The organism is Providencia sp. 2024EL-00732, assembly GCF_044006275.1.
GTDB classification, from domain to species: Bacteria; Pseudomonadota; Gammaproteobacteria; order Enterobacterales; family Enterobacteriaceae; genus Providencia; species Providencia huashanensis.
In genome coordinates this window covers 1-24,174 of the sequence record NZ_JBIPDG010000005.1, presented here as the reverse complement: position 1 = coordinate 24,174, position 24,174 = coordinate 1, and the positions used below count along the sequence as shown (strand labels likewise).

At 40.3% G+C, this 24,174-nt stretch carries 19 protein-coding genes; 15 read left to right on the top strand and 4 right to left on the bottom strand.

Features of this window, described 5'->3' with window-relative positions; genetic code table 11:
* Nucleotides 1–9 precede the first annotated feature (9 nt).
* Entirely contained in the window at nt 10–945 is a 936-nt protein-coding gene (gene fruK, locus ACHB7C_RS10170; protein WP_042844300.1) for a 1-phosphofructokinase, read from the top strand.
* 95 nt (nt 946–1,040) lie between these two features.
* Here fruK and nfo read toward each other — a convergent pair whose 3' ends face one another.
* Nucleotides 1,041–1,886, bottom strand: a complete 846-nt coding sequence (gene nfo, locus ACHB7C_RS10165; protein WP_042843412.1) for a deoxyribonuclease IV — start codon at nt 1,884–1,886, stop codon at nt 1,041–1,043.
* Between the two features lie 100 nt (nt 1,887–1,986).
* Nucleotides 1,987–3,066: a YeiH family protein gene (locus ACHB7C_RS10160; RefSeq protein ID WP_395347243.1), complete on the bottom strand. Its 1,080-nt coding sequence runs from the start codon at nt 3,064–3,066 to the stop codon at nt 1,987–1,989.
* A gap of 193 nt (nt 3,067–3,259) precedes the next feature.
* Between ACHB7C_RS10160 and yieE the strand changes: the two genes are divergently transcribed.
* The 9 genes from yieE to dld all read left to right on the top strand — a co-directional run bounded on the left by yieE (nt 3,260) and on the right by dld (nt 15,641).
* Entirely contained in the window at nt 3,260–4,123 is an 864-nt protein-coding gene (gene yieE / locus ACHB7C_RS10155) for a DNA-binding transcriptional regulator YeiE (RefSeq protein WP_042843414.1), read from the top strand.
* 282 nt (nt 4,124–4,405) lie between these two features.
* The gene (locus ACHB7C_RS10150; RefSeq protein ID WP_071548173.1) at nt 4,406–5,896 is read left to right on the top strand and encodes an amino acid permease; all 1,491 of its coding nucleotides are present in this window, start codon (nt 4,406–4,408) and stop codon (nt 5,894–5,896) included.
* 253 nt (nt 5,897–6,149) lie between these two features.
* Nucleotides 6,150–7,289, top strand: coding sequence for an ABC transporter substrate-binding protein (locus ACHB7C_RS10145; RefSeq protein WP_042843416.1), 1,140 nt, complete (start codon nt 6,150–6,152; stop codon nt 7,287–7,289).
* A 100-nt stretch (nt 7,290–7,389) separates the two neighbouring features.
* Complete coding sequence (locus ACHB7C_RS10140; RefSeq protein WP_370661204.1) at nt 7,390–8,400, top strand: FecCD family ABC transporter permease; 1,011 nt, start codon at nt 7,390–7,392, stop codon at nt 8,398–8,400.
* The gene (locus tag ACHB7C_RS10135) at nt 8,394–9,182 is read left to right on the top strand and encodes an ABC transporter ATP-binding protein (RefSeq protein WP_094301210.1); all 789 of its coding nucleotides are present in this window, start codon (nt 8,394–8,396) and stop codon (nt 9,180–9,182) included. Before ACHB7C_RS10140 ends, ACHB7C_RS10135 begins: the two co-directional genes overlap by 7 nt.
* 261 nt (nt 9,183–9,443) lie before the next feature.
* A complete protein-coding gene (locus ACHB7C_RS10130) occupies nt 9,444–11,465 on the top strand; it encodes a ligand-gated channel protein (protein WP_048607446.1) in 2,022 nt (673 codons plus the stop codon).
* A gap of 360 nt (nt 11,466–11,825) precedes the next feature.
* Nucleotides 11,826–12,038: a hypothetical protein gene (locus tag ACHB7C_RS10125; RefSeq protein ID WP_042843419.1), complete on the top strand. Its 213-nt coding sequence runs from the start codon at nt 11,826–11,828 to the stop codon at nt 12,036–12,038.
* Complete coding sequence (locus tag ACHB7C_RS10120) at nt 12,028–13,413, top strand: APC family permease (RefSeq protein ID WP_166685169.1); 1,386 nt, start codon at nt 12,028–12,030, stop codon at nt 13,411–13,413. Before ACHB7C_RS10125 ends, ACHB7C_RS10120 begins: the two co-directional genes overlap by 11 nt.
* A 488-nt stretch (nt 13,414–13,901) precedes the next feature.
* Nucleotides 13,902–15,641 carry a D-lactate dehydrogenase gene (gene dld / locus ACHB7C_RS10115; protein WP_048607443.1) on the top strand — a complete coding sequence of 580 codons (1,740 nt, stop codon included), beginning with the start codon at nt 13,902–13,904 and terminating at the stop codon, nt 15,639–15,641.
* A gap of 55 nt (nt 15,642–15,696) precedes the next feature.
* Here the strand turns inward: dld and sbcB are convergent, their stop codons facing one another.
* Complete coding sequence (gene sbcB, locus ACHB7C_RS10110; protein ID WP_395347238.1) at nt 15,697–17,124, bottom strand: exodeoxyribonuclease I; 1,428 nt, start codon at nt 17,122–17,124, stop codon at nt 15,697–15,699.
* A gap of 333 nt (nt 17,125–17,457) precedes the next feature.
* Between sbcB and ACHB7C_RS10105 the strand changes: the two genes are divergently transcribed.
* Nucleotides 17,458–18,741, top strand: coding sequence for an MFS transporter (locus ACHB7C_RS10105; protein ID WP_395347236.1), 1,284 nt, complete (start codon nt 17,458–17,460; stop codon nt 18,739–18,741).
* 123 nt (nt 18,742–18,864) lie between these two features.
* A complete protein-coding gene (gene tmaR, locus ACHB7C_RS10100; protein WP_042843427.1) occupies nt 18,865–19,197 on the top strand; it encodes a PTS system regulator TmaR in 333 nt (110 codons plus the stop codon).
* Nucleotides 19,198–19,335: 138 nt separating this feature from the next.
* Here tmaR and ACHB7C_RS10095 read toward each other — a convergent pair whose 3' ends face one another.
* Nucleotides 19,336–20,028 carry a helix-turn-helix domain-containing protein gene (locus tag ACHB7C_RS10095; protein WP_042843428.1) on the bottom strand — a complete coding sequence of 231 codons (693 nt, stop codon included), beginning with the start codon at nt 20,026–20,028 and terminating at the stop codon, nt 19,336–19,338.
* Nucleotides 20,029–20,235: 207 nt separating this feature from the next.
* On the opposite strand from ACHB7C_RS10095, the gene ACHB7C_RS10090 reads away from it, so the two are divergent.
* From ACHB7C_RS10090 to ACHB7C_RS10080, 3 genes are read left to right on the top strand one after another with little or no spacing between them, the layout of a single operon-like run.
* Nucleotides 20,236–22,566: a molybdopterin-dependent oxidoreductase gene (locus tag ACHB7C_RS10090; protein WP_042843429.1), complete on the top strand. Its 2,331-nt coding sequence runs from the start codon at nt 20,236–20,238 to the stop codon at nt 22,564–22,566.
* 2 nt (nt 22,567–22,568) lie between these two features.
* Nucleotides 22,569–23,117: a 4Fe-4S dicluster domain-containing protein gene (locus ACHB7C_RS10085; protein WP_173424793.1), complete on the top strand. Its 549-nt coding sequence runs from the start codon at nt 22,569–22,571 to the stop codon at nt 23,115–23,117.
* 2 nt (nt 23,118–23,119) lie between these two features.
* Nucleotides 23,120–23,935, top strand: a complete 816-nt coding sequence (locus ACHB7C_RS10080) for a dimethyl sulfoxide reductase anchor subunit family protein (RefSeq protein WP_395347231.1) — start codon at nt 23,120–23,122, stop codon at nt 23,933–23,935.
* Nucleotides 23,936–24,174: the final 239 nt, after the last annotated feature.

Below are 24,174 nucleotides of genomic sequence, written 5' to 3'. Positions count from 1 at the left end.
TTAGTGGTTATGACTCGCCGGGTTGCTACAATTACATTAAATCCTGCTTACGACCTTGTAGGGCTGTGTTCTACAATCGAAGTTGGTGAAGTCAATTTAGTCAAAACCGCTAGCCTCAATGCGGGTGGTAAAGGTGTAAACGTAGCGAAAGTGCTGCGTGATTTAGGCATTGATATCACAGTTAGTGGTTTTATGGGGAAGGATAACCAAGAAGAATTCCAACATTTTTTCAGTGAAAATGGGATGGCTAATCGCTTTAGTATGGTACCGGGACGTACACGTATTAATGTAAAACTTACTGAAAATAATGGGGAATCAACAGATTTTAATTTTTCAGGTTTTGATGTAAGTAAAGAGGATTGGAACCGCTTTTCTACAGAGTCATTAAATTGGCTAGGCCATTTTGATATGGTTGTCGTTAGCGGCAGTTTACCAAATGGTATTGACCCTGAAGAATTTACTCGTTGGATGACCAGACTTCGGCAATTATGCCCATGTATTATTTTTGATAGTAGCCGGGAGGCCTTGAAAGCCGGTCTTAAAGCATCACCTTGGTTAGTAAAACCGAATAGACATGAATTAGAGAGCTGGGTTGGTAGAAAACTTCCTGATTTAAAAGATGTTATTGCAGCAGCCCATGAATTACGTGATAAGGGCATTTCTCATGTTGTCATTTCATTAGGAGAAGAAGGGGCTTTGTGGGTAAATGCCTCAGGGTCTTGGTTGGCCAAACCACCTCATTGTGATGTGATAAGTACGGTAGGGGCTGGGGACTCAATGGTTGCTGGGCTTGCTTATGGTTTACTCAATGGGGAGTCGAGTGAGCATACATTACGTATGGCGACGGCTATTTCCGCGTTATCAGTTTCTCAGCCCGATGTTGGGCTAAAAAATCGTAATAAATTAGCGGATATGATGGCTAAAATTGAGATGAAATCATTGTAATTGGTGAAAAATAGCCAGTTCGCGGCATTAACAATGTGGTGTTTTCGATATTATAGTCAAGCTCTAGGGTTAACCTAGAGCTTAACAATAAAGTATTAGTTTTGTTGCTGAGATTTCAACCATGCAATTTCTTGCGGCCAAATATCTGGGTTGATCGTTTCTAAAATCAAAGGGATACCATCAAAACGCTTATCTTGCATAATGTAGGTGAATGGTGTGAAGCCAATATTTCCCTCACCTAAACTGTGATGGCGGTCAACACGGCTGGCGAATTCGCTTTTTGCATCATTAAGGTGCATTCCTTTCAGAAATTCAAAACCGACAATGTCAGAAAATTGTGTAAAGGTGTTATCGCAATCTTCAATCGTGCGTAAATCGTAACCTGCTGCGAACGCGTGGCAAGTGTCAATACAAACGCCAACACGGCTTTTATCTTTTACACCTTCAATAATTTTAGCTAAGTGAGTGAAGTCAAACCCCAAGTTAGTACCTTGCCCTGCCGTATTTTCAATAACAGCAGTGACACCTTCTGTTTCAGCAAGAGCAATATTAATCGACTCGGCAATTCGAGCTAAGCAGTCATCAACCTCAATTTTTTTTAAGTGGCTTCCAGGATGAAAGTTAAGTAAACCGATGCCTAATTGTTCACAACGTTGCATTTCATCAATAAATGCAACCCGTGATTTTTCCAAAGCTTCAAACTCTGGGTGACCTAAGTTTATTAAGTAACTGTCATGGGGGAGAATTTGCTGTTTGCCATAACCGTATTTTGTACAGTTATCTTTAAACTTGCGGATCACTTCTTCACTTAGTGGTGCGGCTTTCCACTGGCGTTGGTTTTTAGTGAATAACGCGAAAGCCGTTGCTTCGAGTTCATGGGCGCGAATAACAGCCTGATCAACGCCACCAGATGCGCTGACGTGTGCTCCAATATATTTCATTTTTGACTCCTTTTTGTGGGAGTATGCCATTAATAAGCTAATAAATGAAATCAACAAAAAAGCCACCGGTTAAGGTGGCTAATAATAAGAATATAAATCGTTAAAAGATATTTTGGATCATCACATTAATTAATAACCCACCCACAATTAACCAAACAAATAAAATCAATGCCATCAGTAACGGCTTAATACCTGCTTGGCGAATGGCACTAACATGGGTGGTTAAGCCTAATGCGACCATCGCCATTGCGAGTAAAATAGTATCTAATGCGATGATTTGTTGAACTAATACACTAGGCAATAAGTGTAATGAATTAAAACCTGCTACAACGATAAAGAATACAGCAAACCAAGGAATAGTAATTTTGCTTTTTTGGTTGCTTGCCGTTTGATTGTGGCTTGCTTTTCGACTCAAAAAGGCAGATAAAATAATTAAGAACGGTGCAAGCATCATGACACGGATCATTTTAGCGATCACGGATGCATTTTCTGCGTCAGTACCTATGGTGTGACCAGCAGCAACAACTTGTGCAACTTCATGAACCGTTGAGCCAATATAAATACCAAATGTTTCTTCAGTCGCAGGGAACCAACCAAAGTGGGCATTTAATTGGTACATCCAAGGGTAGACAAATATACAGATTGTCCCGAATATGACGACAGTTGAAACGGCAACCGCGACTTTACTTGCGGAGGCTTTTACCACCGGTTCAGTTGCCATGACTGCTGCAGCACCACAAATACTGCTTCCTGCACCAATCAGCAATGTTGTTTCTTCATCAAGACCGAATACTTTTTTACCCAGCCAATAAGCTAATAAGAATGTCGATGTTAATGTTAAGGCATCAATGATGACGCCTGTTGCACCTACATCAGTAATTTGCTGAAAAGTAAGACGGAACCCGTACAGAATGATCCCCGCTCGAAGGAAATAGTGCTTAGCAAATTTAATACCACTGTCACAAGATTTGCTCGCAACAGGATAAAAAGTATTACCAACAACGATGCCTAATAAGATAGCAAGGGTTAATGCACCTAAACCGATATCCATAAACCAAGGCTGTTCGCCGAGGTAAATTGAGATAGCCGTTAAAATACCAGCTAAAATAATGCCAGGTATTAATTTAAAAATAGGATACAGGCTATTTTGCTCTAAGCTGTTAGCTTCACTTTTATTCATGACAATGCTCTTCATTACCGCTTATAAGATTTGGTAATAAGCATATAATAAAATCAATAATAATTTAAATTCATTATTTGTGTATAATCTATCGAAAAAATTGATTATAAGTTTCTTCTGGAATATTGCTAATAAATCATTAATATTAACAATATTATTACAAATACTAAAAATCACGTTGGGGCTTACCTTTATGCGAATTACACTTAGGCAACTTGAGGTCTTCACGGAAGTATTAAAAAGTGGCTCCACGACGCAAGCATCTCAATTATTAGCACTTTCTCAATCTGCAGTAAGTGCGTCGCTAACGGATTTAGAAGGTCAATTAGGTGTTCAGCTATTTGACCGCGTGGGTAAACGACTTGTTACAAACGAGCACGGAAGGCTTTTATACCCTAAAGCATTAGCATTATTAGAACAAGGGTTAGAAGTCGAGCAATTATTTAAGAAAGAGATGGGCGCCGTGCGTCTCGCAGCAAGTACGACGATTGGCAACTATATGCTACCGGAAATTTTAGCGGGTTATCGTCATGACCACCCTGATATTCCTTTGGAACTGTTTATTAGTAATACAGAAGAAGTTATCAAAGGTGTCATGGAGTTTAGAGCCGATGTCGGTTTAATCGAGGGGGTTTGCCATAGCCCTGAGTTGATTTCTAAACCGTGGTTAAAAGATGGATTGGTTGTTTTTGCTTCACCACAAAACCCACTAGCAAATAAAAAAGTATCACTAAAAGATTTACAAGATGCTCCATGGATTTTGCGGGAAAGGGGCTCAGGGACAAGAGACGTTCTTGACCAACTATTATTTGCTCACCTTCCCGGGTTTCATATTTTAATGGAGCTTGGAAATTCAGAAGCGATTAAACATGCTGTTCGTTTCGGTATGGGGATCAGTTGTTTATCAAGGCGTGTTATTGAAGAACAATTGGAAAATGGTTCATTAGTGGAATTAGAAATAGAAGAACTGCAATTAGAAAGAACCTTATATTTGATTTACCATCGTCAAAAGCACCTTTCGAACGCGATTACTAATTTGCTAGCCTACTGTAATTAAAAATCCTCGTCATCTTTTAACTTGTCGCGTTGTTGGCTGCAATCGACTATCCAAGTCACATACTGGTGTATGCTCCTTGGATAGTCTCATTTGCTGTCTAGCGGCAAGCCAAAATATTTAGAGGATTGCAATGAATGTGTTGTGATTGCGATAACGCGTTTTACTTATAATTTGCTACGGATTATGAAGGTATCTTATAACAGCAAAGAGTTGCTTAGTTCTGGCAGTCTATTTTGCTAGAATTCCTCCGATATTAGCTGAATAATAAAATACAGGGAACAAATGTCAGAACAACATACCAATACTATCTCGCAAGGCGGCCCACAAAAGCTACGCCGTGAATTAAAAGCACGCCACCTTGCGATGATTGCTATCGGGGGCTCAATCGGTACCGGTTTATTTGTCGCATCAGGTGCAACCGTTGCACAGGCAGGTCCTGGTGGGGCACTTCTTTCATACGCTATCATCGGTTTAATGGTTTACTTTTTAATGACCAGCTTAGGTGAGTTAGCTGCTTATATGCCAGTTTCAGGTTCATTTGCGACCTATGGTGCTAAGTATGTTGATGAAGGCTTTGGTTTCGCATTAGGTTGGAACTATTGGTATAACTGGGCGGTCACTATTGCGGTTGACCTTGTAGCAGCGCAATTAGTGATGACTTATTGGTTCCCAGATACCCCCGGCTGGATTTGGAGTGCAATATTCCTTGCTATTATTTTCTTGCTAAACTTTATTTCAGTTAAAGGGTTTGGTGAGGCTGAATATTGGTTCTCCTTAATTAAAGTCACTACCGTCATTATTTTTATTGTCGTGGGCGTGTTAATGATTTTCGGCATCATGAATGGTGCAGAAAATGCAGGATGGCATAATTGGGAAATCGGTGATGCACCTTTTGCTGGTGGCTTTTCAGCGATGATTGGTGTTGCAATGATTGTTGGTTTCTCCTTCCAAGGTACTGAACTAATCGGTATTGCTGCAGGGGAATCAAAAGATCCGGCAAAAAATATTCCAAAAGCGGTACGCAAGGTTTTCTGGCGTATTCTGTTATTTTACATTTTTGCAATTCTGATTATTAGTTTGATCATTCCTTATACCGACCCTAATTTATTGCGTAATGACGTTAAAGATATCAGTGTAAGTCCATTTACATTGGTATTTGAAAATGCAGGTTTACTCTCCGCAGCGGCAGTAATGAATGCCGTCATTTTAACCGCGGTTTTATCGGCGGGTAACTCAGGGATGTATGCATCCACCCGTATGTTGTATACCTTAGCGCGTGAAGGTAAAGCTCCGCGTATTTTTGCCCGCCTATCAAAAGGTGGCGTACCACGCTATGCTTTATTAGCTACAACAATTATTGCCGGTCTATGCTTTTTAAGTTCGATGTTCGGTAATCAAACCGTTTATTTATGGTTATTGAATACGTCGGGAATGACGGGTTTTATTGCATGGTTAGGAATTGCGATTAGCCATTATCGTTTCCGTAGAGGGTACATCGCACAAGGTAAAGATCTTAACGATTTACCATATCGCTCAGGCTTCTTCCCGGTCGGCCCTATTTTTGCATTTATTTTATGTTTAACGATTACGTTAGGTCAGAACTATCAAGCCTTCTTAGAAGATAGGATTGATTGGGTTGGGGTAACCGCGACTTATATCGGAATTCCGCTATTTTTAGCCATATGGTTTGGTTATAAAATTGCCAGGAAAACCACATTTATTCGCTATAAAGACATGAACTTTCCAAGTTACAAAGAAAATTTAGATAAATAAAATTCGTATCTTGTTTACTAAAATAGCACCTCCATTGAGGTGCTATTTTTTTATCACGCCAGAATAAAATGTTAGAAGTGCCAAATTAGCAGGTTAATTTGGCAAGATGCATAACTTTTCGATATGGCTCACACAATTTCATTGAGTTAAGTCATGTTAGATTCAATAATCGTATTGATAAGTATTCTTATTTGCTTTATTGTTACCGCAATAAAAAATTCAGTCAATGAGGTTGATGGTGGAGCTTAATACTATGTCGTCGGTAGCCAAGAAATCAGTAGCTAGGTCGGTAGTAAAAGGAATAAGTTTAGCATTATTAGTGAGTGCAAGTTTGAACTCGTGGGCCGCTACTGTAACTGATGTTGCAGGCCGTACTGTTGAAGTCCCTGATAATGTTAACCGTATTTTACTTGGCGAAGGGCGTTTATTTAGCGCTATAGCTCTCCTTGAAGGTGATAAACCCATTGAACGTATCGTAGGCTGGCAAGGGGATTTGCGTAAATTAGACCCGCAAACGTATGCGGTTTATAAAGCGAAATTTCCAGAGATTGATAATATTCCTCTAATTGGTAATACCAGTGCCGATAGTGTCAGTTCAGAAAAAGTATTAACACTAAATCCCGATATCGCCATTTTTGGTCTGTCAGGGCATGGTCCGGGCAAAAATAGTGAATTAGTGAACCAGTTAGAAAAAGCGGGTGTGCCTGTCATTTTTGTCGATTTCCGTGACAACCCATTGAAAAATACATTGCCGAGTATGCGTTTACTCGGTCAAGCGTTAAATCGGGAACAGGTAGCCAATAAATATATCGATTTTTATGAAAAAAACCAAAAGCTAGTCACCGATATTACCGCTAAAGTTCCGGAAGATAAAAAACCGACGGTGTTCATTGAATTAAGAGCCGGTGCTTTTGAAGATTGTTGTGGTACTGCAGGTGACGGTAACATGGGGAACTTTATTGACTTAGCGGGTGGGAAAAATATTGCTAAGGGGGTATTGCCCGGCGCATTAGGTACAATGAACCTTGAGAAGGTCATTGCATCAGACCCCAGTATTTATATCGCATCTGGTGTCAAAGCGCCGGGTAGCAAAGATGTTGGTGTTCAATTAGGCGCTCAAGGTACTTTAATTGATGCGAAAGAAAGTCTAAAAAGGGTCACAGAACGTAAAGGCATTAATTCATTATCAGCCATTAAAGATAAGCAAGATTACGCTATCTGGCATAACTACTATAACTCTCCATACAATGTGATTGCGACACAAGTATTTGCTAAATGGTTTTATCCTGAGCAATTTGCGGATTTAGACCCGCAAAAAACACTTGAACAGCTGCACAGTGAGTTTCTCGCAGTAGAACCAAGTGGTGTATATTGGGTCAGCGAAAAGCAATGAGAGTAGGTGGGAATTAATGAGTATTACAAGTGAACCGATAGCAGCTGCAGAGCAAGCCATCAAACAAGCTGATAATGGTGTGAAGCAGCATTATCAAAATATGTTACGCCGTAGGCTAACATGGATTGGGGTTATTGTTGCTGCAATTTTATTATCTTTAATTATTGATTTTACGTTGGGCCCTTCGGGCTTATCTCTTGAACGATTGTGGCAAACCTTGGTAACACCAGAAACGGTGGATGCAGGGACTCGGGTTATTGTTTGGGATATTCGGTTGCCATATGCATTGATGGCTGTTGTTATCGGTATGTCATTAGGGCTTGCTGGGGCAGAGATGCAAACGATTTTAAACAACCCGCTGGCGAGCCCATTTACTTTAGGTGTATCAAATGCGGCGGCTTTTGGTGCTGCTCTAGCCATTGTTTCAGGTATCGCAATTCCAGGGGTGCCTGACCAATGGGTAATATCGGCAAATGCCTTTATTTTTGCACTACTAGCAGCGTTGATGTTAGATGCGGTTACCCGCTGGACTCGAGTTGCTACTTCCGGTGTGGTTTTATTTGGTATAGCTTTGGTATTTACATTTAATGCATTGGTTTCCATGATGCAATTTATTGCGACGGAAGATACCTTACAAGGGCTTGTTTTCTGGACGATGGGGAGCCTTTCAAAAGCGACATGGGTAAAACTGGGCGTGATGGCGCTAGTTTTCGCCTTAGTTTTCCCAATTGCGATGATGAGTTCATGGAAGTTAACGGCCTTAAGGCTCGGTGAGGATAGGGCTATTAGCTTCGGTATTGATGTCCGGCGGCTAAGGCTGACAACGTTATTGCGGATCAGTATTTTGTCTGCATTGGCGGTTGCGTTTGTTGGGCCGATTGCCTTTATTGGGCTGGTTGCACCACATATTGCCCGTTTGATATTTGGTGAAGATCACCGCTTTTATCTGCCAGCAAGTGCATTAATTGGAGCATTAATTTTATCGATGGCATCTATTGCCTCGAAGAACATTATTCCAGGTGTGATTATTCCTGTGGGTATTGTGACATCGTTAGTGGGTGTTCCGTTCTTCTTAAGTATTATTTTACGTCATCGGGGTAATGTATCATGAGTGGCTTGATTATTAACCAATTTAATGCAGGCTACCCAAAACGTGCAGTGATTGAAAACTTATCGACCGATATTTTACCCCGAGGAAAGATCACGGTATTACTTGGGCCAAATGGGAGTGGTAAATCAACATTATTACGCTCTTTAGCTGGCTTAAATAAGGCAACGGGGCAGTTATTATTGGACGGCTTGGATCTCACGCAGCAGAATTTTGCTCAACGTGCGCAAAATGTGGTGTATTTACCGCAAACATTACCTGCGGGGGTTCACTTATATGTTTTAGAGTCTGTGATTGTTGCTCAGCGTGCCTCGGGTGGTTTGAGTAATCAAAATAATAAAGACGAAGTCATGCATTTATTACGCCAACTTGGTATTGAACATTTGGCATTAAGTTATTTAGATCAACTTTCAGGTGGCCAAAAACAATTAGTCGGTTTGGCACAATCATTAATTCGTCAACCAAATTTATTATTATTGGACGAACCTTTAAGCGCTTTAGATTTAAATTATCAATATCATGTGATGGATTTAGTGGCAAAGGAAACTAAACGTCGAAATATAATTACCGTTGTGGTTGTTCATGATATTAATATTGCGTTAAGGCATGCGGAACATGTATTAATGCTTAAGCAAGGGAAACTCATCGCACAGGGAGAGCCTGCTGAGGTTATCACGCCTGAAAGCCTTGCAGAGGTTTACGGTGTAAGAGGGCGTATTGAAAGGTGTTCGCAAGGGGTACCTCAAGTGTTAATTGATGGGCTAGTTGATAAATTAGCAAGTTAATACCGCACAATAAATGATGTGCTTGTGGCGTCGTGCGGCAAGCACATTAATAAAGAAAAAGGGGCAATATAAAAAAACAAACGAATTAAATATTAAGATTAATTACCCACAGGAAATTTAATTGATTTATAAATGGTTTTTTACCATGAATTTCTTATGGGTATTTAAATATCCAAATAATAAAAAGCGTTTTAAAATTTAATGCAATCAATGTGAGCAAATCAATTCATATATAAAAAAATATCTCTTGGAGAGTTGGGAATGGTTGTTTTTAATAAAAGAAAAGTTGCAATTAGCATAATTGCCGCTATCGCTGCGACACCTGCATTTGCTGATGACAGTAAAGATAAAATCTATGTAACGACTGCATCAGGTTATCAGCAAAAAATTGAAGATGCCCCAGCATCCATTTCAGTAGTAACGCGCGAACAACTTGAAACTAAAGCTTACCGTGATGTGACTGACGCTTTAAAAGATCTTCCTGGGGTACAAGTCACCGGAGGAGGAAGTAAAGCTGATATTAGTATTCGTGGTATGGATGCTAAATACACCATGATTATGGTTGATGGAAAACGAATTGACTCACGTAGTACCCGCCCAAATAGTGACGGTTCAGGTATTGAACAAGGCTGGTTACCGCCATTACCAGCTATAGAACGCATTGAAGTGGTGCGCGGACCAATGTCTTCACTATATGGCTCTGATGCGATGGGCGGTGTCATTAATATTATTACACGTAAAGTAGGAAAAAAATGGAACGGTAGCTTGCGTGCAGATACGACAATTAACTCTCATCGAGACTCAGGGAATGAAGGACAAGGCAGTTTTTATGCATCAGGTCCATTAGTTGATGGTTTGTTGGGAATGAAAGTGAATGGAATTTATTCAAAACGTTGGGAAGATAAATTTGTTGGTGGATATAATGAGCAAAAGATAGGAGCTATTGGAACAACTCTGACATTAACGCCGGATGAATTTAACACCTTTGATTTTGATTTCAAACATGATGAACAAGAAAGAAATACAACAGCTGGAAAGTCAGGCAATTTAATTTGTACTAAAAAAGTAAATGAAATTCCAACAAAGTACCGTTGTGAAGATTCAAATGTAACATATCGTAAAAATAATTACGCATTAACACATAATGGTATTTATGATTGGGGGGCAATGGAAACATTTGTTCAACGTGACGAAACCAAAAACCCAAGCCGTAAAATGGAATATAACGATACATTGGTTAAAAACCAGACAGTCTTTAATCTTGGTGACCACACCTTAAGTATTGGTGGCCAATATCGTTATGAAGATTTGCGTGATAAAGGTAACAAATTAGCTTCGGCAGGGGGAATTGATTCGTTAACTCGTTATAGCTGGGCATTATTTGCTGAAGATGAGTGGATGATGACCAATGATTTAGCGTTAACAGGCGGCATCCGTATGGATAAGGATGAAAACTTTGGGTCACATTGGACTCCTAGATTATATGGAGTCTGGCATGCTACTGATGAGTGGATTATAAAAGGAGGGGTTTCTACGGGCTATCGCTCTCCAGAATTAAGGCAAGTCGCTCCTAATTGGGGACAAGGTACAGGTGGTGGCGGTGACCCCGCTGTTATCATCGGTAATCCAGCCTTAAAACCAGAGAAAAGTGTTACTGAAGAAATTGGTTTTATCTGGAATAACCAAGATAATTTAAATGTTGGTGTGACATTCTTTAATACAGAATTTAAAGATAAAATAATGGAAATTCGCAAGTGTACTGATTCTACGGGGGATAAACCAGGGACAGTTGCAAGTGGCGAATGTATGTATGATGGTGAAGCTTATAAATTTATTAGCAGCCGTGAAAACGTCGATAAAGCTAATCTAAGAGGGGCAGAACTGACTTTTAATTGGGATATTACCAGTGACCTCATTTTTGCCGCTAACTATACCTATTCTGATTCTGAGCAAAAAAGCGGAACATTTAAAGGAAAGCCACTGAGTCGGACACCAAAACATATGGCGAATGGTTCGTTAACTTGGCAAGCAACTGAAGACCTTCAATTGTGGAACCGTGTCAACTTTAACGGAAAAAGTAGCTCTTATCTTTCTAGAACAAGTATGAGTGAAGAAAGACCTTCTTATACGTTTGTTGACATAGGCGCTAGCTATAATATCGATAAAAATATTAATTTAGTGGCGGGTATGTACAATATCTTTGATAAGCGCTTGACTGTTGAATCAAATGATAAAGTTCTTGATGGTCGTCGTTACAACTTTGGTATCAACTACAACTTCTAATCGTATAATTAATCTCGATTAATCCAAACCCTTTGGCTTCTACCAAAGGGTTTTTTGCTGATTAAAACCTGATTAAAACCATAAGAAAAAAAAGTTATAAGCAGATAGGACAAAAAGTCAGAAATAATCAAAATTTCTCATCGAAAATAGGGTGATTTGTTAACAATTTAACTTGCTATTTGTGGTTATGGCGTGCAAAATGCGCGAACTAAAAAATAACTGATGCTTAATCAAATGAAGCATCGGTTTTTTTGTTTTTAGGAACGTTCATTCTAGCGGGGCCGGACATAGAGCCGGAGAGATAATTTTAATATTTACGTGTAGCAAACATTTTACGCTACCGATTTGAGGAATGCTTTTATGGCTTACTTTTTCGCATTCGCAGCAGGGCCAGGCGCTGGCGGCTGCCGTATCGATGACTACGGGGCTCTCGGTGGCTTCGCTCACACGCCTTTCTCCCTTTCTTCGTTTTTCTCTGCCTATAGGCAGATGCAAAGTCTTCCCAGTAACTGTCGATTAAGCCGAAGTAGTATGCAATCGAAAGTTATGGGAGGGCTTGATAATGTCAAATAATACTCCAATTCCATTAGACATTGGTCACAACCAAACCGGTGCGAATAATCGCGTACAACTTGCAAAAACGTTAACGCTTGTACAAGTGGTCATGATAGGTATCGCCTATATCCAACCGATGACCATCTTCGATACTTTCGGTATGGTATCAGATAAGACCGGTGGACACGTTCCAACTTCATACATTATTGCATTAGCGGCGATACTGTTTACGGCTCTGAGCTACGGTAAGCTGGTGAAACGCTTCCCATCTGCTGGCTCAGCGTATACTTATGCTCAAAAATCAATGAGCCCGCATATCGGCTTCTTGGTGGGCTGGACATCTTTGTTGTCCTACATTTTTATGCCAATGATTAACATATTATTGGCTAAAATTTATTTGCAAGACATTTTCCCCAATGTGGAGCCAGCGATATTTGTCGTTGGGCTGGTTATTTTAATGACCGCGGCTAACTTACGTGGTATCAACGTAATCGCCAACCTAAGTACAGTCATTGCGATTATCCAAATTGGGGTAATGGCCGTGTTTACAGGCTTAGTGATCCACGGTGTTTCAAATGGCGAGGGGTCGGGAGAAATTTGGACCTTTAACCCATTTGGTAATGAAAAAACTGAAATGATCCCATTGATAGCTGGGGCTACCATTTTGTGTTTTTCATTCTTAGGCTTTGACGGTTTAAGTTCATTGTCAGAAGAAACGCCAAACGCAGGTAAAGTGATCCCTCGTGCTATTTTCTTAACGGCACTTATTGGGGGGGTTATCTTTATTACGGTTTCCTTCTTCTTACAACAATATTTTCCAGACGTATCACGCTTTAAGAATATCAATGAAACTCAGCCAGATATTATGCGCTTTGTTGCTGGTGCATTCTTCCAGTCAATTATTTTGGTATTCTCATGCGTGACAGTATTAGCTTCAGGAATGGCAGCCCACGCAGGTAGTGCTCGTTTAATGTATGTAATGGGCCGCGATGGGGTATTCCCAGAAAAAGTTTTTGGCTATGTTAGTCCAACATGGCGTACACCGGCATATAACGTATTGATGGTCGGTTTCTTAGCGTTAGGGGCAATTTGGTTTGAAATGGATTTTGCGACCGCATTAATCAATTTCGGGGCATTAATTGCATTTACCTTTGTTAATATTTCTGTGATTAGCCAATTCTTTATCCGTGAACGTCGGATGACAGGTTTCAAAAATATTTTGAATTACTTAATTTTACCTGTTATAGGTACACTAACAGTGTGCGTTTTATGGTTAAATATTGAAGAAGATTCAATGGTTTATGGACTGATTTGGACAGCAGTTGGTTTAGTTTATATGGCTATACTGACTCGCATGTTTAAGCGGCCTATGCCGCAGATGAGTGACGTGTAACTCTATTCTTCATATTTCGCGCTGTAGCTGCGTTGCGTTCTCAAAACGACATGGGTCACATACTTATGTATGCTCCCCATGATCGTTTGGCTCCGCGCCTTGCTACAACGCGAACTATTTTGAATATACAGATTCAAGAAAAAGACAATCTATTCTTCATACTTCATACTTCATACTTCATACTTCACACTGTAGCGGCGTTGCGTTCTCAAAACGACATGGGTCACATACTTATGTATACTCCCCATGATTCGTTTGGCTCCGCGCCTTGCTACAACGCGAACTATTTTGAATATAGAGCTGCTAGGAAGTCGTTCAAATCAGTACGAAATTAAAAATAGCGCCTTGGGCGCTATTTTTTTGCCTGTTAAGAATTATTTAAGATAAAACGTGTAGCCTATCAACATCATAATATTATGTGATACTGTTGTTACAATGAATAGTTCACAAATCATCATAAACATGAATTCGATTAAGAAGGCACACAAATGAATGATGTAAAAAAACCTGAGAATCAACGATTATTACTCACCCTCAGGAATATTGTTGGTAAGAAAAACATTCTAACAGAACCTCATAAGACAGAACGTTATCGCAAAGGTTTTCGATCAGGCGTTGGGGATGCAATAGCGGTTGTATTCCCTACAACACTGCTTGAGCAATGGCATGTATTTAAAGCGTGTGTTGAAGCCGATAAAATTGTTTTAATGCAGGCGGCAAATACCGGGCTGACAGAAGGCTCAACACCAAGCGGTTATGACTATGATCGCGATATTGTGATCATCAGTACACTACGTTTGAACCAAATACAAGTCCTTCCTGAATTCAATCAAGTGGTTGCGATGCCGGGAAGTACGTTATATGACTTAGAGAAGATTCTTAAACCCTTGGGGCGTGAACCACATTCGTTGATTGGCTCATCTTGTATTGGTGCATCTGTTGTGGGCGGGATTTGTAATAGTTCTGGTGGCTCCTTAGTGCGTAGAGGCCCCGCTTATACCGAGCTTGCGTTGTATGGCCGAGTAAATGATGATGGTAAAGTGGAGCTTGTGAACCATTTAGGTATTGATTTAGGGAATACCCCAGAAGAAATACTGACTAACTTACAAAACCGGGGTTATAGCAGCGAAGATGTCCATGTTAGCGAAAAACTAGCTTCTGATCATGAATATGCACAGCGTGTTCGTGATGTTGATGCAGATACGCCGTCTCGCTTTAATGCTGATGAACGCCGTTTATTTGAAGCATCCGGTTGTGCCGGCAAATTAGCAGTATTTGCAGTTCGTTTGGATACTTTTCCAGCGGATAAAAAAACACAAGTATTTTATATTGGCTCAAATAACCCCGATGTTCTAGAAGATATTCGTCGCTATATTTTGAGTGAGTTTAAAAATTTACCCGTAGCGGGTGAATATATGCACCGTGGTTGTTTCGATATTGCAGAAATTTACGGTAAAGATACCTTTTTAATGATAGATAAATTTGGCACGGATAAAATGCCAATGTTTTTCACGATAAAAGGCCGTATTGATGCGGTATTAAATAAAGTCCCATTTTTACCCTCTAATTTAATTGACCGTACTATGCAAGTACTGAGTAAATTATGGCCATCCCATTTGCCGCCGCGAATGAAAGAGTTTCGTGACCGTTATGAACATCATCTAATGCTAAAAATGGCAGGTGATGGGATTGATGAAGCTAAAGTTTGGTTAAAGTCATATTTCGCAACCGCGGATGGTGGTTATTTTGAATGTACCCCAGAAGAAGGTGCGAAAGCTTTCTTACATCGTTTTGCAGCTGCGGGGTCAGCAGTACGATACCATGCGGTACATAATAAAGACGTAGAAGATGTTTTGCCGTTAGATATTGCGTTACGACGCAATGATAGAAACTGGTTTGAAACGTTACCACCGGAAATTGAAAAGTTATTAGTCCATAAACTGTATTGTGGTCATTTTATGTGCCATGTTATGCACCAAGATTATGTGTTGAAAAAAGGTGTGGACCCAAAAGAATTAAAAGAAAAAATGTTAGCGCTATTAGATGAACGAGGGGCGCAATACCCAGCAGAACATAATGTTGGTCACTTATATAAAGCGGCACCACAGTTAAAATCATTCTATAAGCAAGCGGACCCAACGAATACGATGAATCCAGGTTTAGGGAAAACAACGAAACGGAAAAATTGGGAAGGGGATTGCGGTTGTAGCCATTCTAATGAACATTAAAACCACATTAATCTAAAATAAAAATGGGCAACGATTTTGCCCATTTTTTTACAGTTTAGCTAGCCAACTCCATTGCATAATTCACCAGTGCTTTTAATTGCTGGCAACGCTTTTCATCGTGCTGATGTTCAGCAAGTAACATCTGTATTTGTTGCATATATTCTGTTAAGCGTGCTTCACTAAAGTAATCTCTGCGATGTTGTAACCAGCGTTGTTGCTCATCATAGGATAAGGTCGCTGGGAAATTACGTGCTTTATAACGAAAAAATAATTCCTTCATTCGCTTATCTTGAAAACTTAAATCTAAAGCAGGTAATTTTTGTGGAGGTGTTTCACGAATAATATCCATGGTTGACCTGTCCGACGGGCTAAAGAAACCATTATATATTTGTGCATCGACATCAGTGACTTCGTCATAGATTTGTGGCTCACTAAATAGCTCTATTAGTTTATTACGAATATCAGGGTTTTTACGCAGAGTTTCTAAATTACGCATGCAGAGGTCACGGTCTATCCCTGTGCGTAGTGCATCATTGGGTCGAAGCGTTTTTTCTGGTGCTAATATTGGGCACTTATTAATATGCACAAGTTTGACTGGGACAGGAGACGCTCCCGCAAGTTCGGCCTTAGGCGTATACAGGCGGGTACGTAATTGCTGCACATCTAATTCGAGTAATGGGGAGATATCCGCAGATAAGTCACACATAATCACGGCATTGCGGTTGTCTGGGTGCCATGCGAGAGGAGCAACTAGGCTTATATAAGAGCGTAATGCACCGAACATTCCAGAAACATGAACAAGCGGGGCAATATCAACAATATCAATTAGTTGGCTTATTTTGTTTTTGTTTCTCATCTGATAAAAATAATCAAACATCCGAGGCTGAGCGGCTTTCAATAACTTGGCCATATTGATTGTAGCCAGTACATCAGACATCGCATCGTGAGCATTTTCATGGGCAACCCCATTGGCTTTGGTTAGGTGCTCCAAGCGCATGCTTGGTAGGCCATCTTCATTTTCTGGCCATTCAATTCCTTCAGGGCGAAGTGCAAAGCAAGCTCGCAAGGCATCAAGTAAGTCCCAGCGAGAGTTTCCTTGCTGCCAACTATAAGCGTATGGGTCATAAAAATTACGGTAGAAAATATTACGAGTCACTTCATCATCGAAACGAATATTGTTATAGCCCATAATACAGGTATTCGGCACACTGAAAGCATGGTGGATACGCTTAGCAAATTCAGCTTCATTAACCCCTTCGGATAATGCAAGTTGTGGCGTGATACCTGTGATCATGACGGCTTCTGGTTGTGGCAGATAGTCATCAGCAGGTGCACAATAGAAAACCTCAGGTTCTTCAATGATATTAAACTCTAAATCGGTACGAACACCCGCAAATTGGGCCGGCCTATCTAATGCAGGCCGTTTACCAAAGGTTTCATAGTCATGAATAAAAAAAGTGGGCTGTTTTTTATTATCTTGCAACGTTTTCACCGTTTTGATGGGTTATAAGTTGGTTCTGATAGTGATGATTTTGTTGGTATTCACTATGCTTTGTGAGTTAATGATACCTTATCTGCTGTGAAAGCTAAACTCAGACCGCCTGATTTAGTGTGGGACAATGAGGTCATGCCACAATGGGATAATGCTATTTAGTACTCGAACTTCATTCTATTTTTATTGTGAGTTTAGTCACGAATATTTATTGTTAACGTTAACAAAAGTGAGTAACATCACAAATGGCAAGGTTTTTTGTAGTTTCATGAAAATGTTAACCTTAACATTGCGGCAATAAAAATTATTGATAGGTGATTAGATATGAATAGTGGCTCAAAAAAGTATTATGCCTCTTTGAGTGCATTATTGTTTTTTTTCTTTTTTACATGGTCATCTACATTTTCGGTGGTTGCAATATGGCTACGTAAATATGTGGGCTTAGAGGGGTCAGATACGGGGTTTATTTTTTCTTGTATCTCGCTTGTCGCTCTCTGCGCTCAACCTTTATACGGTTTTATACAGGACAAACTAGGGCTACGGAAAAACCTACTATTATTTATTGCTATATTATTAATCGCTTCTGGGCCATTTTTTATGGTTTTTGGGTCGTTATTAAAATGGAACCTAGTGCTTGGTAGTATTCTTGGCGGGCTATTTATTGGGATGACATTCCATGCAGGGATCGGCGTTCTTGAGTCATACACTGAAAGAGTGGGGCGCTTACGAAATTTTGAATACGGTAAGGCAAGAATGTGGGGGTCTTTAGGGTGGGCTGCTGCGACCTTTTTTGCGGGGCGTAATATTAATATTGACCCTGACTATAATTTCATTATGGCGACCATTTCTGGGTTAATATTTTTAGCCATATTACTTAATTTAAAGACAGCTAATGCGGATGCATATAATAGCCTTGAACATGGGAAACCTTCAGCAATAACGATAGGTGACGCATTGCAATTATTGGCTTTACCCCGTTTTTGGGCATTGATACTGTTTGTCTTGGGGACCTGTATTTATAGTGTTTATGACCAGCAATTTATGGTGTATTTTGCCCATCAATTTCCAGATGAGCAATTTGGCAATGAGATGTACGGTTATCTAAATTCGTTGCAAGTTTTCCTAGAGGCTGGGGGGATGTTTTTAGCGCCGTTTATTGTTAACCGTATTGGTGCTAAAAATGGCTTGTTATTTGCGAGTTCAGTGATGGCTTTGCGGATCATAGGTTCTGGCTTAGTTGACGGACCAATCATGATATCAGCAATGAAGCTATTACATGCGGTTGAGCTTCCCATCTTGTTAATCGCTATTTTTAAATATAACAGCCGCCATTTTGATAAACGTTTATCATCAACATTGTATTTAGTTGGGTTCAGTTGTGTAACTTCGATTGTTGCAAGCATTTTATCGCCATTAGCAGGATGGGGCTATGACAAAATTGGCTTTGCGGATACTTATCTTGTGATGGGGGCTTTTGTGGTGGTGACAACGATATTGTCTGCTTTTTGTCTTAGAAGTGACGATATTGGCGATCAACCCATAGATAATGCGCAACAATTAAACGCCCAAGATAAAAGCGATGACGAAAATTTAGTGCTAAAAGTATAAATCAAGGTACTTTTCGAACGAATAATTAGATAAATATGCGAAACGTACTTGTAACGCGGTAGGATTAGAATGTATTGTGTTAATAGATAATAGGTTTTAAATATTGACTAGAGGGTTTTAAACATGGACAACGCTAGCAAGCCGTCTTTCCAAAATGTACTGGAATTTGTGCGTATGTTTCGTCGTAAAAACAAGATCCGTCGTGAAATTACTGACAATGAGAAAAAAATTCGTGATAACCAGAAACGAGTTTTGTTACTGGATAACTTAAGCGAATATATTAAGCCTGGGATGTCAATTGAAGAGATCCAAGCAATTATTGCAAATATGCGTAGCGACTATGATGACCGTGTTGATGATTATATCATCAAAAATGCAGAGCTCTCCAAAGAACGCCGTGAAATCTCTAAAAAGCTAAAAGAGATGGGGGAGTTACCGAGGATTGATGTTAAGTAAGTGATATTATAAGTGATAAGCCGAGGCAACCTCGGCTTATCAAAGTAACATATTGAATATAAATAATATGTTACAGTATGGTCACTTTAGCATGGGGGCGAGTCAAAAACTAAGTAGCCCCAAGTATTTATCGTTGAACTACTGTAAAATCAAAGTATTAACTTGTTTAATCAATTCTTGAGCTAATCGCTCCATTTCATTTTTATCGATAAAACCCATCGTTACCGCAGCTGCAATCAACTGACCTTCACTATTAAAGACAGGGCATGCGATTGATTGCGCCCCAGGGATCCCCTCTGTTGGTTGATAGCGCACGGCATAGCCTTGCTTGATGATTTTCTCCAACTCTTGCGGGGAGTAATAATTTGATTGAAATTGGTTGTCGAAAGCAGAGTAAATCAGCCCTGCCGCGCTTTTTTCTATCGGTAATGGGGTGTTGGGTAAAAAATCAATCTCAACATTTTTAAAGCTACGGTTGTACGTCACTAATGAGAGTGCTTTTCCTAAACGTGTGGCGACACCAGTCGAAACGTTTTGCTCATCACGAAATTGAATCAAGCTTTTATTGATGGTTTCTAGATAAGAACTCTCAGGTTTAACAAAATTAGCTAAAAAAGTTAAGTTACGCCCTAAACCATACCGGCTTGTTTGTGTGTCTTGATATAACATTTGTGTGCGACACAATGAAACCAAGTATTTATGTAAACGGCTTTTCGATATGTCACAGCCTTTTGATATATCAGCTGCGCGCGCAATGCCCCCATTTTGAGCAATATAATTTAAAATGCTCACCGCTATATCAACAGAATTAACACCTTGCAGAGAATACATAGATAAACCTCAGTTTAACAAGTCCTCATATTTTACCATGAGTTGCCCTAAGCCGCTAACAACCATCACGCATAGAATACTAATACTAAAGAAGTAGTTAATTTTTACTCATAAATAATGAGTGTATTTGATATTACTCAAGTTCACCATTTGTGAATGAGGTATATATATAGTGAACTTTAAAAAGCAATGTCGAGGTTTACTATAATGAAAACAATAAATGAATTACGAATAAAACGCCGAACTCTATTAAAAGGGCTCGGCGTGGTTGGTTTAGCTACCATAGCTCCTTGTTCTTTCGCTGAGGCGAATAATAATCAACCTTTACCTAGGGTGAGATTAAAACTATCTGACTACAAAACCTTTCGATCAACTTGTGCTATGGAATGTTTGCACTGCAACCTTACAGCGTATACATACCAAGGTAAGTTGATGAAAATACAAGCAACTGAAGGGTTTAATGTTAAATGTTGTTTAAGAGGAATGAGCCGGACTAAATGGGTTTATCATGACCAACGCATAACAACACCACTATTAAGGGTCGGTGAAAAAGGGAAAGCTGAGTTCAAACCAATAAGTTGGGATGAAGCTCTCGACCTTATCGAAAAAAATATCAGAGAAACGATTACCAAATATGGAAATGAAGGGCTATTCATATCGACCCATGCCGGAAATATGGATTCTATTAAAAATGATATGGGTAAAGCGTTTTTTGATTATTTAGGTGGCTCAACAAAGCAAGCGGGCTCTTTATGTTGCTCGGCAGTCACTGCTGCGATGATACCGATGCTAGGGCTACGTTATGCCGATACGCGGGATACCATCGCGGATAGTCGTTATATTTTGTGTTGGGGGAATAACCCAGCAGTGACGATGCAAGCCTATTTTAAAAACTATAACCAAGCCCGAAAAAATGGAGCTCGGCTGGTGGTGATTGACCCTCGTTTTAATGAAACCGCAGCAAAAGCAGATGAGTGGATACCGATTATACCGGGTACTGACACCGCACTTGCTTTGGGGATGATCAAAATTATCATTGAAGAAAACCGTATCGATGAGGATTTTCTCAGGGCTCATACTGGAGCCGTGTACTTAGTTGATGATAAACAACAGCAAGTTAGGCAAGATAATAACGATAAAGACAGTTACTTAGTGTTTGACCTGTTAAGTGGGCAATTGGCTCGCCATGACACACCGAATATCAAACCCGCATTATTCCAAAATGAATTACCGGATAACCTGGGTTACACCACGGTCTTTGAGCAAATTTACCAGCAGGCAAAAGGTTGGGATGTCAAACGTGTTAGTGAAGAAACCGATGTTCCCGTTGAAACTATCGTACGCCTTGCTCGTGATTATTCATCGATTACACCTTCAATGATTGTACAAAATATGTCCGGTGCTCAGCGCACAGAACATGGGGCTTATGTGGCTGCTAGCCAGTTTTATCTTGCACTACTGACAGGGAATATAGGTAAGCGCGGGGCAGGTGTTTGTGATGCGGGTGGTGCTCGTCAAATGGCGAATTTTAGCCCGATAGTGCCACCTGCACCGAATGCCAAAAAAATTACCCCTATTCCTGTTGCTAAAGTCGGCGACTATATTGTGAATGATAAACCTCATCCGATTAATTTTTGGTGGATTATGACCATGGGGGTAATGACGCAATTACCTAACACGAATAAGGTTCGAGAAGCATTGAAGAAAGTCCCATTTGTTGTGGTAGCGGATAATCTAATGAGCTCCACGGCACTGTATGCAGACCTTGTATTACCCGTCACTACAATCTTCGAAGATACCAGCCTAATGGCCGGAGTTCGCAGCCAATATGTACAATTAATGGAAAAAGCCGTTGAACCAGCTGGGGAAGCAAAACCTGATTATTGGATTTTTGCCCGCTTAGCAGAACGATTTGGTTTTGGTGAGGTATTTAATCAACCGATTGAACATTATATCGATGCTTGTTTAGCTGGTTCTGGGATCACTCGTCAGATGCTGGAAAAAGGTCCTGTACGGCCTGTTGAAGGGGATTGGATACCGTTCAAAGATGGTGTTTTTAGAACATCAACCAAGAAAGCACATTTGTTTATTGAAGATTGGCAAAAGAAAAATTTCTCACCTGTCGTTGCTTACTACCAAGTGACTGAATCGGTGAAAGGTTCCCCTGAGTTAGCTAAAAAATACCCTTTAATGGCGGTGCAACGTAAGTTGGCGCGGAGTGTACACTCAAGCCATGGCATGAATGAATGGATACTTGAGGTTCAGCGCAACCAGCCTAATGTGTTAATCCACCCAGAAGATGCAAAACAACGAGGTATTAAGAATGGTGAATGGGCAATTACATTCAATGACCGAGGCGAGCATCGCGCTATCGCGGTAGTGACTACTCATATTAAAAAAGGGGTTATTTCTCTCGATAATGGTTGGTGGGAGCAGCAAGGGGGAAGTAGTAGTCATGTCACGAATGACCAAGTGGAACATTTAGGAACCGGGCATTGCTGCAATAGTACGTTGGTTGATGTGAGAAGGGAGGCTTAGTCATGGCTAAACAATATGGTTTTTTAATCAATACTAAAGATTGTTACGGTTGCCGTACTTGTTCAATGGCGTGTAAGTCGGAAAATGTGACACCACCAGGAGTACTTTGGCGCCGAGTTCGTGAGTTTAATAGTGATGCTCCAAATACCCAAGCATTTATTACGATGTCTTGTAATCACTGCGATGACCCTCAATGCTTAAAGGTTTGCCCTGCGGATACCTATACAAAACGAGCAGATGGCATAGTCGTCCAAGACCATGAAAAGTGCATAGGTTGCCAGATGTGTATTATGGCATGCCCATATCACGCGCCTGTATTTGACCCAGTAGAAGGTAAAACCAGTAAATGTAATATGTGTGCGGAACGGTTAGATGAAGGGTTATTACCAAGGTGTGTGGAATCTTGTCCAACAGGGGCTATCGAATTCGGTGAAATTACAGAACTACGTAAAAAACACACAACAAATTGGACGCTGTTAGAACAACGTTACAATATGCCAGACCACACTATCAGCAATCCAAATATTGTGATTATTGGTATGGAGGATTAATCATGGATATTAAATATATGGAACTTCCTCTGGTATTTTTTACGGTAATGAGCCAGTGGGGAATTGGCGCTATTCTTGCATTAACTATTTATCAAATGAATGCTAGCAAGGAAAATATTTTATCAGGCGGAGTGCTACGCAGAGCAGTATTAGCGATTTGGTTAATCGAGGTGATCGGCTCTTCTATGTCAATGGGGCATTTGGGAGTACCACTAGAAGCGTATCGCTCCATACTTGGGTTAAGCCATTCATGGTTGAGCCGTGAAGCGGTGACATTTATTTTATTAAATGGTCTTGTCACGTTATGGGCACTCTCGTGTTGGGTATCACCCCAAGTGAATGTGCGAAATCAGTTACTTGGCTGGTTAAGCGCTCTTGGTGGTATGGCGGCTATTTTTGTAACTGCACAAGTGTATTATCAAATGGTTGCGCATCCATTATGGCACACGCCAGCGACGCAAATCGCGTTCATTGGTAGTGCGATTGTCCTTGGTTTTAGTCTAGTTGCCTTATTCGTTATTGGACAAGGGAAACCATTACTATCCATTATCAAAGTAGGGGTGCTGATAGGTGTTATGTTGGTATTAGCTGCGCAAATCATTCGCTTGCAATTACCCGCTAGCCAAGGAGGAAGCTATTTACTATGGTGGCAAGTTGTAATGAGTATGCTATTGCCATGTATTGTGGCAATGAAAGCATATAAGGAACGACCATCGGTTATGGTAATGGCTTTGGTGATGTTGGCGATTTTTAGCGGAGAATTGGCCGGCCGTGCGCTGTTCTATGGTTCGGTGATGATCCAAGCACCTTGGTTCTAAAAATCCTCGTCATATTTCACCTTGTAGCGTTGTTGGCTTCACACACTCGCCCTAGTCACATACTGATGTATGCTCCTAGGGCCTCGTTTAGTTTGCCGCCTAGCTACAAGTTGAACTATATAGAGGATTAATTTACTTGAAATTTATTTAGGTATTCTACTTGTACTTTATTTAGGGATGTAGCGTTGTTGGCTTCACACACTCGCCCTAGTCACATACTGATGTATGCTCCTAGGGCC